Source organism: Roseibium sp. ROS1, assembly GCF_054658215.1.
This window is the reverse complement of the sequence record NZ_BAAGIG010000003.1, coordinates 886,364-899,120: the sequence shown is the minus strand read 5'-3', so window position 1 is coordinate 899,120 and position 12,757 is coordinate 886,364. Positions and strand designations below refer to the sequence as shown.

Genomic DNA, 12,757 nt, shown 5'->3' with positions numbered 1-12,757 from the left:
TATTGGGGTATTGCGAGTGATGGCATTGCGGGAAACAGAGCATCTACTGGCTCTGGAAAGCAGCGCTATTTCCCGGATAAAGGTTCGTGAACTCGAAGCTCCAACGCTTTCGGATATGAGCGGTCTTTGGTCTTCGTTGAAGGGCGGCGTCGTATCGACGCCGTTTCAGACACCGGAGTTTCTTGCAGCTTTGCAGGAAACCAAACTGAAGACAGGTGATTACCGATTTTCAGTGGGCGTTTTCGCGGAGCAAGGCGAGGAAGCCTCTCCGTGTATGCTGTTGCCGCTGGTGCGGTTCCAGCGTGGCCCAATCCGGGTCATAGGCATGCCGGATTTTGGTCTCGCCGATCAGAATGCACCGGTTCTTGGTGCAGGATGCCCGGCCTCCAGAGAGTGCCAGGTTGCAATGATCCGGGCATTTTTTGAGCGTCTCCACGATGCGGATATCGTCGACATACATAAACTGCATGGCCGGATCGACGCCCGGGAAAACCCATTGAACTTCATGCCGGAAACCATTTCCCAGAACAGTTCCCTTCTCCTCGACCTTCGCGATGGAGAGGGATCGGACAATTGGTGCGGGAAGTCCATCTACAAGAAGACCAGATCCAAATTTCGCAGGCTCGTGAAGGAAGGTGTCAGCCTGGTTGAGGCTGAAACGCCTGAAGAGCGAACTGAATTGTTCAAGACACTTGCGGCGCAGCGCAGCGACAGGTTCCGACAGCTCGGGCGGAAAGACAGTCTGGAACGTGAAGACCGTGCTGACTTCTACATCCGCCTTGCGCAGATGGAAGCTTCATCCTCGCCTTTCAGGGCCATCGCGCTGAAGTGCGGAGAAGAGACCGTTGCGGCCATGGTGTTGATGATGTCTGGTTCCCAGGCGACCGCCGTGCTGGTGTCCATCGGGGATCCGCGGTGGCACGCCTTTTCGCCGGGCATGGTGTTGTTTGCCCAGGCGATACAGCATGCTGCGCAAACCGGTGTTCGCTGGTTCAGCTTCGGCACAGGACAACAGGAATACAAGCAACGGTTCGGTGGGGTTGAGCAACCTTCCCGACGTCTTCTTATGCCACTTAGCACGCGCGGACGGCTCTTTGTCGGTGCCCGTGAAGCGCATCGTGCCGCTCAGGATATGCTTCAGATCGCGTTGCGCAGGAATGGGGTGGATACGTGACGGAGATGTCGGACGTGGCAGGACAGGAGACCTTCCGCGGGCAGGTGGCTGGGCAGAAGCTTCATGTTGTCTGGCATGAGAAGCCCGGCGCGGACCTTTTGCGCTCGCTTTGGGCTTCACTACCCGGCGGAGCCATATGTTCGGCGTTTCAGGCACCGCGGTTCGTCGAGTGCTTTTTTCAGGAAATGGCACCTGCTGCGTGCGACACTTTCGGAGTGCTTGCCGCTTATCGCGCCGGTTTGCAGGACCCGCTTGCATTGCTGCCGTTGATCCGTTTCAGGAAAGGTCCGGTTCGCATCGCATCCACTCCCGACCTCGGCGTGGCAGACCAGAACGGCCCGGTATTGAGCAAGGCGCTCGCAAGCGAAGGCGATGAAACGGTGCAGGCGGTCATGTCCGCCATGATCGAAGCCATCCCAGGTGCCGATGTGGTGGACATCAAGAAACTGCACGTATCGATAGGCCGAGCTGATAATCCCTTCTTTGTGCATCCAAATGCTAGCCCGGAAAGCAGCAGCCTCTTTCTGGAAACTGACGCCCTGCTCGCCGCCGGGGCCAAGTCCGGGATAAGTATCTACAAGAAGGCAAGGGTCAACTTTCGCAAGCTTCAAAGCGAAGACGTTCAGTTGGTCGAAGCAACGACCCCTGAAGAGCGTGTGAAAATTCTCGAAGCTCTGATCGTCTCCAAGGAGGAGCGTTTCAAAGCACTCGGCCGCGCCAATTCCATGAAACAGGACAACCGGGAAAACTTCTATCGCGCCCTGGCGGCCCAAGCGGGGCTGGAAAATCCCCTGAAAGTTCTGGCGTTGAGGTCCGGTCACGACGCCATCGCCGTGGTAGCGATGTTGGTGGAAAATGGCTACGCCACCCTTATTCTGATTTCGATCGGGGCAGAGCAATGGCACCGGTTTTCACCTGGCATGGTGGCACTGGTTCAATCGATATACTGGGCGCGGGACAATAACATTCGGGTCTATGGTTTCGGTACGGGTCACCAGGGTTACAAAAGCAGGTTCGGCGCCACGGAACAGCCGACACGACGCCTGCTTTTGCCGGTTACGGTGAAAGGTCACGCGGCGATCACTGCCCTGAAGGCAAAACGGAGTTTCCAGGAAACCGTTGATCGCTGGAAACATCGGAAAACCGCTCAGACAGCCTGATCGGGAAATGTCATCCCGCTCGCGGTGGCCGGATCAGGTAGATGACCAGCCAGATCGGCACGACGATGAAGGCGCCCAGGATCATGTTGGGAATGGCCCAGTCCCGAAACTCCAGCAGATAGATCCAGAGCTCCAGAGGGCTCATGCCGACGGAGCCCAGAATGTCCTGCGCGGTGATGTTCACGAAGGAAAGACCCGCGCCGACGAGCAGCGAGATGACCGCGATCTTGAAGAATGTCGACAGAAACGGGAACACGGTGCGTAGTGTCTCTCAGTAGGCTCAAGGTATCCGGTGCGCTGGAGAGTGGCGGTAACGCTCCGCGAACGGTGCCCAATTCTTGCTGTTAAGGATTTACAAACCATAAACAACTTGCCGGAAACCGCCCAAACCCGCGCTGCAACGGCAGTTTGGCGCCGGGCAAAGTGACGCAAATCGATTAAGTGACGGGCCATTCATGTTTTTCGCTGCAACGCGGGAAAGAGCTCTTGACCCGGTCGAACCAAGCGGCGAATGTGCGCCTCACGCATGTAGCGGTCTTAAACGGGAGTGAAACATGAACAAAATTTATCCGGACGCAAAGGCCGCCCTCGAGGGGCTGACCTTTGACGGCATGACGGTGATGGCCGGCGGGTTCGGCCTCTGCGGCATTCCGGAAAATCTGATCGTGGCGCTCCGGGATTCCGGAGCCAAGGACATTACGGCCATTTCCAACAATGCCGGTGTCGATGACTTTGGCCTCGGTCTTCTGCTGCAGACCCGCCAGATCAAGAAGATGGTTTCGTCCTACGTGGGTGAAAACGCGACCTTTGAAAAGCAGTACCTGAACGGCGAGCTTGAGCTTGAATTCAACCCTCAGGGCACGCTGGCCGAACGCATTCGCGCTGGTGGCGCGGGCATTCCGGGCTTCTATACCAAGACCGGCGTCGGTACGCTGATTGCCGAAGGCAAGGAGCACAAGGACTTCAACGGCGAGACATACATCATGGAAACCGGCCTCGTGGCCGATGTGTCGCTGGTCAAGGCCTGGAAGGCCGACAAGGAAGGCAACCTAATCTACCGCAAGACCGCGCGTAACTTCAATCCGATGATGGCAACTGCCGGCAAGACCTGTGTCGTGGAAGTCGAGGAGATTGTCGAGATCGGTGAACTCGATCCGGACAACATCCACACCGCCGGCATCTTCGTCGACCGTATCATCGTCGGCAGCCACGAAAAACGTATCGAAAAGCGCACCACGCGCGCAGCCTGAGGGAGAAAACATCATGGCCTGGACTCGTGATGACATGGCAAAGCGTGCCGCGCAGGAACTGGAAGACGGCTTCTATGTGAACCTGGGCATCGGCATTCCGACGCTGGTATCCAACTACATTCCGGAAGGTGTCCATGTGACCCTCCAGTCGGAAAACGGCATGCTCGGCATGGGCCCGTTCCCGACTGACGACGAGGTTGATGCAGACCTCATCAATGCCGGCAAGCAGACCATCACCGAATTGCCGCAGACCAGCTACTTCTCGTCTGCCGACAGCTTCGGCATGATCCGCGGCGGTCATATCGACCTGTCGATCCTGGGTGCTATGGAAGTGTCCGAGGGCGGCGATCTTGCCAACTGGATGATCCCTGGCAAGATGGTCAAGGGCATGGGCGGTGCGATGGATCTCGTCGCGGGCGTCAAGCGCGTGGTGGTGATCATGGATCACACCTCGAAGGCTGGCGATCCCAAGCTTCTGAAAGAATGCTCGCTACCGCTTACCGGCGTGAAATGCGTTGATCGCGTGATCACCAATTTCGGTGTCTTCGATGTTGTCGAAGGCGGCCTGAAAGTGGTTGAACTCGCTGACGGCGTAACGCTGGATGAGGTCAAGGAAAAGACCCAGGCAACGCTTCAGTCATAAGACAGGATGCGCGCTTCGGCGTCGTTTTAAATCAAGGTGCCTGCGGTCCCGCAGGCACCTTTTTTCGTGGCTGCTTCAGCCAGCTCGTCGATTTTTTCAATAAAAACAGACTGTTTGAACGTGTCGAAGGCGCAATTTGTCCCGAATTGGAACCAATTCGTAGAATTGCCGAGGAAATTTCCAAATTCGTTAATAGATCGATTTGCGATTAATCCGCATAAATCAAGCATAGATAATCCGTTATCCTTTAAAAGCCGCGAAAGACAATTTCCCGGCTAAAGAACAGATCAGTGTTTACGCGATCTGGTCGTCGGCATTTACCTTCTTCAATCCACCTTCAAGACTTGTTCTGTATGGTGTTCAGGTATTCGCAAGGGGTGTTTGGCGTGCCTGGAACGCATGGGGCTGTCTCAAAGCTGATAAAAGTCCTGTCGACCTGGCTGCCCAGCCTGCGCACCCGCTTTGTCTTGCTGGTGGCCGGCCTGTTTCTGGCGCTCTCGGTCGTGATGATCATGGTGGCGAGCTACCTGGACCTGCGGGACGAGGAGCAAAGGGTGGTTTCGGACGCGCGAGCCATCGGGGCGACCGTCAGCCGACTGGCCGTGCCGCATCTGACCAACCATCACTATCTGATCCTTGAACAGGAACTGGAAAGCATTGCCGGCAGCGGCGTGGTCGAACTGGCGCAGGTTCACGATCCTGCGCGTGCGGTCACTATCGACAGCGATCCGGACACAAGCTACTTCGACGAAATGGACCAGCATCCGCTGATCACGCTGTCGCTGCAAACCGGGCTCGATCAGATCCGCCAGACCGGAGACAGGATCGAAATAGCCTTGCCGGTGCGCGAGACGGCAGACAGTCCGGTTCTCGGGGTCGCGCTGGTGTCGGTCAAACGGCTTCAGGCCAACGGCATGCTGTTTGCCATCTGGGGACGGAACATCGTTATCACGCTGGTGCTCCTGATATTCTGTATTCCGGTGACGTTTCATTTTGCGGAAAATTTCGTCCGGCCGATCAAGGCGCTGACCCAGACCGCCCACACAGTCAGTGCCGGCAATTTCGACGCGCCTTTCCCGGTTGAACGAACTGATGAGATCGGTGTTCTCGCCCGCGCCTATCGCGACATGGTCGGAACCATTCGGAACAACATGGCCCGCATTCACGAGCTAGCCTACGTGGACCCGGTCACGCGGCTGCCGAACCGGGAGAGCTTCCGTCAGCACTTCAATTCAAACATGCAGCTTGCGGACGGCACGCCGGTCCGGATGGCCGTTCTGTTTATTGACCTTGATCGCTTCAAGCGGGTGAATGACAGCTACGGACACGATCATGGCGACGCACTGTTGAAGGAAGTGGCGGCGCGGCTGCAGCGCTTGCTGAACTCCTCGGACAAGGTTGCGGCAGGCAAGACGGCTTTTTCACCACTTGTCGCCAGGCTTGGCGGCGATGAGTTTGCCGTCGTCCTGCCGGCAGAAAAACCCATGTCCAACGTCTACACACTCGCGGATCAACTGGTGCAATGCGTCGAGCAACCGCTGGAAATCAACGGTCTGACAATGGCCGTTGGGGCCAGTATCGGCGTCTCGACCTATCCGGATGACGGCGAGGACTACACCGCTATCCTGAAGAACGCGGACATTGCCATGTATGCGGCCAAGCGAACCGGCGGCAACCGTGCATGCTTCTTCAACGAGATCGAACGCGATTCCCGCTCTCACGAACGCATCCGTCTGGAAGCGGAACTGAAACGGGCCCTTCTGGCGGACGAGATCACTATCGCCTTTCAGCCCAAGATCGATTGCGCCACGTTGAGGGTTGTTGGTGCCGAAGTGCTGGCCAGGTGGGACCATCCCGAACGTGGCCTGTTGGCACCGGGATGTTTCATCGATGTTGCCGAAGAAAGCGATCTGATCACGCGCCTGGGTGACAGGGTGCTGGAACTGGCCTGCCGACAGGGGCGGGTCTGGCTCGATCATGGCCAACGTCTGCCGCTGGCCGTGAATGTTTCCATTCGCCAGCTTGAAAAGCCGGGCTTCACCGCCCGCGTCCTCGACATTCTGGAAATCACGGGCTTTCCGGCCGAGCTGCTGCAGCTAGAGGTGACGGAGACCGTTGCCATGGGGGATCCGGAGCGAATCTCGGAGGCGGCAAAGCCGCTTCTGGAAGCCGGCATTACCTTTGCGATAGACGATTTCGGCACCGGCTATTCAAGTCTGGCGCATCTTCAGCGTCTGCCGTTCAACACCTTCAAGATCGACCGAAGCTTCATCAGTGGTCTCGCCGATGACCATCACAGCCGCTCGATCGTTCAGACCATTCTGGCAATGGCGAAAAGCCTCAGTTACGAGGTTGTCGCCGAAGGCGTCGAAACGGAAGAACAACACGTTTTCCTGGCTGAGAACGGCTGCACGACTGCGCAAGGCTTCCTGTTCGCGCGGCCGATGCCGGCAGAACATTTCGAAGCCTGGTCGAAGGCATTTCTGATGGATGGCAACCATCCGCGCCTGGCCGCCGGAGCACAGCCGAAAGATGGCAGCACGTTCGCCGCGTAAGGCAATTGGACGTTGACACGAACCGGCCTCACTCCGCCGCCTCGGTCTTCCGGCGTTCGGCAAGGGGGCGGATTGCGGGAAAGTCCTGATCGGTCAGCGTTTCCTTTGCAAGCAGCAATGAAGCCCCTTCGTCCAGTTCGCCGCGATGGCTGTTCAGGAGCGCCTTGGCGCGCTGGAAGGCAGCTTCCACCCTTTGCTTGATGGCAAGGTCGATCTCCCGCTGGGTCTGTTCTGAAACCTCGGCAACGTCTCCGGCAGGCTGGCCGAGAAAGTTCTGGCGCTGGGTGGAATAGGCGCGATTGCCAAGGTCGGGATCCATGCCGTATCGCATGACCATGTCGCGGGCGACTTCGGTCACTTTCTGCAGGTCGTCGGAAGCGCCGGTAGAGATCTCGTTGAAGACAATCTCCTCAGCCGCCCGGCCGCCCATCAGGACAGCCATGCGGTTTTCCAGGTCGAGAGAGGACAACAGGAAACGATCCTCGGTTGGCCGCTGCATCGTGTAGCCGAGCGCGCCGATGCCGCGCGGGATGATCGAGATCTTGTGCACCGGATCACAGCCTTCCAGGTTGGCGGCAACCAGGGCATGGCCCATTTCGTGGAAAGCGACGGTTTTTCGTTCCTTGTCCGACAGGATCCGGCTGCGCTTTTCCAGTCCCGCAATCACCCTCTCCACTGCCTCGTTGAAGTCCAGCAGGGTAACGGCATCCGCCTGCCGACGTGTTGCCAGGAGGGCCGCCTCGTTGACCAGCGTCGCAAGGTCGGCGCCGGAGAACCCTGCTGTCAGCTGAGCCACCTGATCGAGATCGATATCTGCGGCCAGCTTGATCTTCTTCACGTGGACATCGAGGATCGCGCGCCGGCCGATCTTGTCCGGCCGGTCGACCAGCACCTGCCGGTCGAAGCGCCCGGCGCGCAGGAGGGCTGGATCGAGGATCTCCGGCCGGTTCGTCGCCGCCAGCAGGATGATGCCGCTGGACGGATCAAACCCGTCGAGCTCGGTCAAAAGCTGGTTGAGCGTCTGTTCCTTCTCGTCGTTGGTGCCCATCGGGCCGGCTGCACGCGCCCGGCCCAGTGCGTCCAGCTCGTCGATGAAGATGATGGCAGGGGCGGCCTTTCGGGCCTGCTCGAAGAGGTCGCGAACTCGTGCGGCGCCGACGCCGACGAACATCTCCACGAATTCGGAGCCGGAGATCGAGAAGAACGGCACACCGGCTTCACCGGCCACGGCGCGCGCCAGAAGCGTCTTGCCTGTGCCCGGAGGGCCAACCAGCAGGATGCCCTTGGGCACATGTGCCCCCAGACGGCCATAGGAAGCTGGTTCCTTCAGAAAATCGACAATCTCCTTCAGTTCCCGCTTGGCTTCATCCACTCCGGCGACATTTTGAAAAGTGACTTTCACGTCCTTTTCGACAAATACCTTCGCCTTTGACTTGCCGACCGTCATCATGCCGCCAAGCCCCTGTTTTTCGGCAAACCGGCGGATGAAGAACATCCAGAGGCCGAACAGCAGCAGGACCGGCAGCACCCAGGAGAGGATGTCGCGAATGAAGGTGTTCTGGACGACGCCGGTGTATTTGACATCGTACTTGCTGAGTTCGTCGGCGAGCGGAACCTCGACGCGCGTAGTGACGAAATACTGCTTGCCGTCCTTCAGTTCCGCCTTGAACTTGCCTTCGATGAAGTTCTCCTTGACGGCGATCTCCTCGATCTTTCCGTCCTTGAGGTACTGCTCGAACTGGCTGTAGGGGATCTGCTCGACGGTCTTGTAGGTGGTCCACCAGCTTTGGAACATCAGCACCAGCATCATGGCAATGAAGGCGTACCAAAGGTTTATCTGGTGTTTCTTTTCCATCGTGAAACTGTCCCGGCAATCGTCTGAACTATGCCGCCATTGACGCGGTTCGCCCGGAGGCTGTCAAGGCACGAGGTGGCATGGCTGCCCTGGTTCAGACGACCGGCTCGAGTTGCCGCTTGGACGTTTGCGTGCGGAAGGACGAGGCGCTGGAACGGGCGAGGTAGATGACCGGGATGAGGCCGACCAGAACGATGGCAAGCGAGGGCAGGGCCGCTTCGCCAAAGGCTTCGCGCGAGGCGGCCTCGAACACGGTCGTTGCCAGGGTTTCGAAATTGAACGGACGCAGGAGAACCGTTGCCGGCAGCTCTTTCATGCAATCGACGAAGCTGAGCAGGGCTGCGGACAACAGCACCGGCTTCAGGATCGGCAGGTGGATCTGCGTCAGGGTCTGACCGCTGTTGCGGCCAAGCGTGCGCGCCGCCATGTCGAGATGAGGTGTGATCCGGCCGAAGCCACCTTCGACCTGGCCGTAAGAAACTGCAAGGAAGCGAACCACATAGGCAAACACCAGGCCGGTGCCGCTCCCCAGCAGTAGCAGGCCGGTGTTGATACCGAACCAGGCTTCCATGCGGGCATCCAGGAAATTGTCGAAGCCGGCCAACGGCACCAGAATGCCGATGGCGAGAACGGTGCCCGGAATGGCGTATCCGATCGAGGCAAGCCGGACGGCAAACTTCAATGGACCCCTGGGGTTGAGACGCAGGGCATAGGCCAGGGCAATGGAAATGAGCACGGTGATCAGCGCTGCAATGGCAGCGAGGCTGAGGCTGTTCCAGACAGCATCCAGAAAACCGCTGTCCCAAAAACCTTCCAGGCGCCGGCTGGCCAGGTCTGCAAGCAGCAGGCCAGGAACCACAAAGCCGACAAAGACCGGCGTCAGGCATAACAGCAACGCAAGCGCAGCCTGCCAGCGTCCAAGTTCGAAGCGTGTCGGTGGCCGGTGCTTGGAGCCACCGCCGCTGTCGAAGCGCTGTTTGCGCCGCCCGAACCGTTCCAGCCACAATAGCAGGAACACCATCACCAGCATGGCCAGCGCGAGCTGGGCTGCGCCACCGAGGCTGGAACGGTGCAGCCAGGTGTCATAGACGGAAAAGGTCAGGGTCTTCACGCCGAAGAATGTCACCGCGCCGATATCGTTGAGGCACTCCATCAAGGCAAGCGAAATGCCGATGACGATGGCGGGACGTGCCAATGGCAGAGCGACACGAAAGAACAGCCCGTAAGGCGAAGCGCCAAGGGTACGCGAGACATCCAGCGTCGAGGCGGACTGGATCAGAAAGCTCGCCCGGGTCGTCAGATAGACATAAGGGTAAAGCACCGCCCCCATGACGAATATGGCGCCGCCCAATGAGCGAATTTCGGGAAACCAGTAGTCTCTAGACGTCTTGAAACCGAAAAGCGTGCGGATCAGGCTCTGGACCGGCCCGGTATAATCGAGCACTTCGACATAGGCGAAGGCGACAATATAGGTCGGCACCGCAAGGGGCACCAGAAGAGCCCAGTCGAGGACCTTTCTTCCCGGGAAATTGCACATCGTCACCAGCCAGGCCGTGGCAACGCCGGTGATGCCTGTGGTCAGGCCGACCCCGAGCATCAGCAAAACCGTCGTCTGCAGGGAGCCAGGCAGAACCGTTGTCAGAAGGTGGCCCCAGACTTCGCCCGTCGGCGTCAGCGCGATCCACACGATCGCCGCCAATGGCAACAGCACCAGCGTGGCAATCGCCAGCGATGCAATTTGCCAGAAACGGTCAGCAAAAGTGAGGGTGGGCGTGCGCAGCAAGGCCAGTCATTTCTTTGAGAATGGTTCGCAGGAAGCTCTATAGGCAAAACCCGGAAAATGCAAAAGCCAAGAGACCCCGAGGCGTGACCTGAATTTTTGCGGTGGCTTTTTTTCCGTCATGCCATGGCTCGGCCATGGCATCCATGCCGTTGAGGATCGGATCGACGTCACCTCTGAATTTTGTCGACAGGGAACGGCATGGATTGCCGGATCAAGTCCGGCAATGACGGGCCCCAGAATAGTTTGAAAGTCCGCCTTCCTTGCTCTCAACAGAAAAGCGCCGCAAAATGCGGCGCCCGTCTTTTTTGTTGATATGGCCTCAGGAGGCCGGACCGTCATCAAAGCCGACTTCGTCGATCAGCTCGCTGGCGGTCTTGCGGTTCTTGGCAATGTCGGCAAGTGACAGGGTGTCTTTCTTGAACTCGCCCCAGCTTGCAACGCGCTCGGAAACCGCTACGCCCGGCTTGACCGGATATTCATGGTTGGTTTCGGCGTAGATCTGCTGCGCTTCATCGGAGGACAGGAACTCGATCAGCTTGACCGCATTGTCCTGGTTCGGTGCGTTCTTCGTCAGGATGACGCCGGCAACGTTCACGTGGCTGCCACGGTCTTCGGTGTTCGGGAACAGGATGCGGACGCTGTCGGCCCAGGTCTGCTGTTCCGGTTCCTTCTCGTTGGTCTGCATCAAGCCCATGTAATAGGTGTTGCCGAGTGCGATGTCGCATTCGCCGGCGAAGATGGCCTTGACCTGGGCGCGGTCGTTGCCGGCAGGCTTGCGGGCAAGGTTGTCGCGAACGCCTTCAAGCCACTTTTCGGTTTCTTCCGCACCATGGTGGGCGACCATCGAGGCAACCAGTCCGACGGTGTACACATGCTGACCGGAGCGGGTGCACAGGCGGCCCTTCCACTTCGGATCGGCAAGTTCCTCATAGGTGATGCTGTCCTGGTCGACGCGTTCCTTGGAAGCGTAGATCACGCGGGCACGGTTGGTCAGGCCGATCCAGTGGCCTTCCGGGTCGCGGAATTCTGCCGGAACGTTTGCATTGACGATTTCAGAAACAACCGGCTGTGAAATGCCGAGCTGCTTGGCACCGTCCAGGCGCCCGATGTCGACGGTCAAGAGAACGTCGGCCGGAGAGTTGGCGCCTTCAGCCGCAATACGCTCGCCCAGGCCTTCAGCCGCAAAGACCACGTTGGTCTTGATGCCGGTTTCCTTGGTGAATGCGTCGAGCAGCGGCTCGATGAGGTAAGGCTGACGATAGGAGTAGATGTTCACTTCCCCGTCGGCAAATGCGGGTACAGCGGTAAGGGTTGCCGAAGACAGCAGGGCAGCGCCTGCCAGGATGCGGAAAGTGGAATTCATGTAACTCTCCCGTTGATATGGTTCTTGTTGCTCGGACGCGGGGTCCGAAGCTTGCCGGGAATATGTCGTTAGCAGGGCTTCAAGTCAATAAATCTAGCAAAATCAATACTTTAGAATGATTCAAAACTAACTGGAGGATTGCATTCCACTATTTTGCCGAAAACCGGTGAGAATACAGGAGTTTAAGACTCGACTTTAGGTCTGATGGTCATTGAAGCTTGCTTTGAAAGACTGATCACGAACGCGTTATCGGCTGGCGTGAAAAACTGTCACACCCAGGCAAGCGCCTGCCGCAGGAAGGCTGTGCCATTGCCTGGCTGCCAGACGCCGTGCGCCATGATCACCCTTTCCGGTGACCAGGCAAGTATCTTGTCCCGGCAGCTTCGAGCCTTTCGGCGGTCGAAAAAGCTCAGCCGCCATTCCAGAGGCGCATAGCCCTTGCCTTCGACAATACCCCATAGACCGGCAATCCAGCGCTGCCAGGGTTTCCAGTGCCGGTGCAAAAAACCTTCCGAGAAATGCTCGCTGAGATCTGCCAGGATGACGGTTGCCGAGGGCCGGTGCAGAAACACCAACTCGTCCATCACCGGAGAACCGGAAAAGCGCACCATGTCGATGACGCCTTCGAATGCATCTGGCACCGCCTCGTCCAGCGCCGGTTCGAAGGCGAGGTCCGTACGCTTGGCAATGGTGCTCTGAGGTCCCCAGAGCCTGGCCTCCGGCCAGGCCGCCTTCCAGTCCTGCAGAAAGAGATGGTGGATCTTGTTGGGACTGACGAGATGTGTCGGGGTTCCCAGGGCATCGATCTGCTGCCGGACCGCCGGCGTCAAGGCGATGGGTGACCAGACCCACAGCTTGCCGGACGGCAGGCGAATGATCACACAGCGGGTCGGGTAACAAAATCCGTAGAAGGAGACAGTGTCCCCTTCAAGGATCCAGATATTGCTGTCGACTTCAACCAAGGCGCTCTCCCG

At 58.4% G+C, this 12,757-nt stretch carries 10 protein-coding genes; 5 read left to right on the top strand and 5 right to left on the bottom strand.

Annotated features, from left to right (window positions below):
• Nucleotides 1–19: 19 nt before the first annotated feature.
• Both ACYQ6M_RS20250 and ACYQ6M_RS20245 read left to right on the top strand, forming a co-directional pair.
• Nucleotides 20–1,174, top strand: coding sequence for a GNAT family N-acetyltransferase (locus ACYQ6M_RS20250; protein ID WP_460075235.1), 1,155 nt, complete (start codon nucleotides 20–22; stop codon nucleotides 1,172–1,174).
• A gap of 5 nt (nucleotides 1,175–1,179) precedes the next feature.
• A complete protein-coding gene (locus tag ACYQ6M_RS20245; protein ID WP_460075233.1) occupies nucleotides 1,180–2,334 on the top strand; it encodes a GNAT family N-acetyltransferase in 1,155 nt (384 codons plus the stop codon).
• A 10-nt stretch (nucleotides 2,335–2,344) separates the two neighbouring features.
• Here ACYQ6M_RS20245 and ACYQ6M_RS20240 read toward each other — a convergent pair whose 3' ends face one another.
• A complete protein-coding gene (locus ACYQ6M_RS20240; RefSeq protein ID WP_006940008.1) occupies nucleotides 2,345–2,590 on the bottom strand; it encodes a DUF6460 domain-containing protein in 246 nt (81 codons plus the stop codon).
• A gap of 298 nt (nucleotides 2,591–2,888) precedes the next feature.
• Between ACYQ6M_RS20240 and ACYQ6M_RS20235 the strand changes: the two genes are divergently transcribed.
• The 3 genes from ACYQ6M_RS20235 to ACYQ6M_RS20225 all read left to right on the top strand — a co-directional run bounded on the left by ACYQ6M_RS20235 (nucleotide 2,889) and on the right by ACYQ6M_RS20225 (nucleotide 6,782).
• The gene (locus tag ACYQ6M_RS20235; protein WP_023002182.1) at nucleotides 2,889–3,584 is read left to right on the top strand and encodes a CoA transferase subunit A; all 696 of its coding nucleotides are present in this window, start codon (nucleotides 2,889–2,891) and stop codon (nucleotides 3,582–3,584) included.
• 13 nt (nucleotides 3,585–3,597) lie between these two features.
• On the top strand, nucleotides 3,598–4,227 hold the full coding sequence (locus tag ACYQ6M_RS20230) for a CoA transferase subunit B (RefSeq protein ID WP_023002181.1): 630 nt from the start codon (nucleotides 3,598–3,600) through the stop codon (nucleotides 4,225–4,227).
• Nucleotides 4,228–4,613: 386 nt separating this feature from the next.
• A complete protein-coding gene (locus tag ACYQ6M_RS20225; RefSeq protein ID WP_460075231.1) occupies nucleotides 4,614–6,782 on the top strand; it encodes a putative bifunctional diguanylate cyclase/phosphodiesterase in 2,169 nt (722 codons plus the stop codon).
• A 28-nt stretch (nucleotides 6,783–6,810) separates the two neighbouring features.
• Here ACYQ6M_RS20225 and ftsH read toward each other — a convergent pair whose 3' ends face one another.
• The 4 genes from ftsH to ACYQ6M_RS20205 form a co-directional block, all read right to left on the bottom strand.
• Nucleotides 6,811–8,637: an ATP-dependent zinc metalloprotease FtsH gene (gene ftsH, locus ACYQ6M_RS20220; RefSeq protein ID WP_460075229.1), complete on the bottom strand. Its 1,827-nt coding sequence runs from the start codon at nucleotides 8,635–8,637 to the stop codon at nucleotides 6,811–6,813.
• Between the two features lie 94 nt (nucleotides 8,638–8,731).
• Nucleotides 8,732–10,420, bottom strand: a complete 1,689-nt coding sequence (locus ACYQ6M_RS20215; RefSeq protein WP_460075227.1) for an ABC transporter permease — start codon at nucleotides 10,418–10,420, stop codon at nucleotides 8,732–8,734.
• A gap of 319 nt (nucleotides 10,421–10,739) precedes the next feature.
• A complete protein-coding gene (locus ACYQ6M_RS20210) occupies nucleotides 10,740–11,783 on the bottom strand; it encodes a Fe(3+) ABC transporter substrate-binding protein (RefSeq protein WP_228869823.1) in 1,044 nt (347 codons plus the stop codon).
• Between the two features lie 269 nt (nucleotides 11,784–12,052).
• Entirely contained in the window at nucleotides 12,053–12,745 is a 693-nt protein-coding gene (locus ACYQ6M_RS20205; protein ID WP_460075225.1) for a DUF4336 domain-containing protein, read from the bottom strand.
• Nucleotides 12,746–12,757 lie beyond the last annotated feature (12 nt).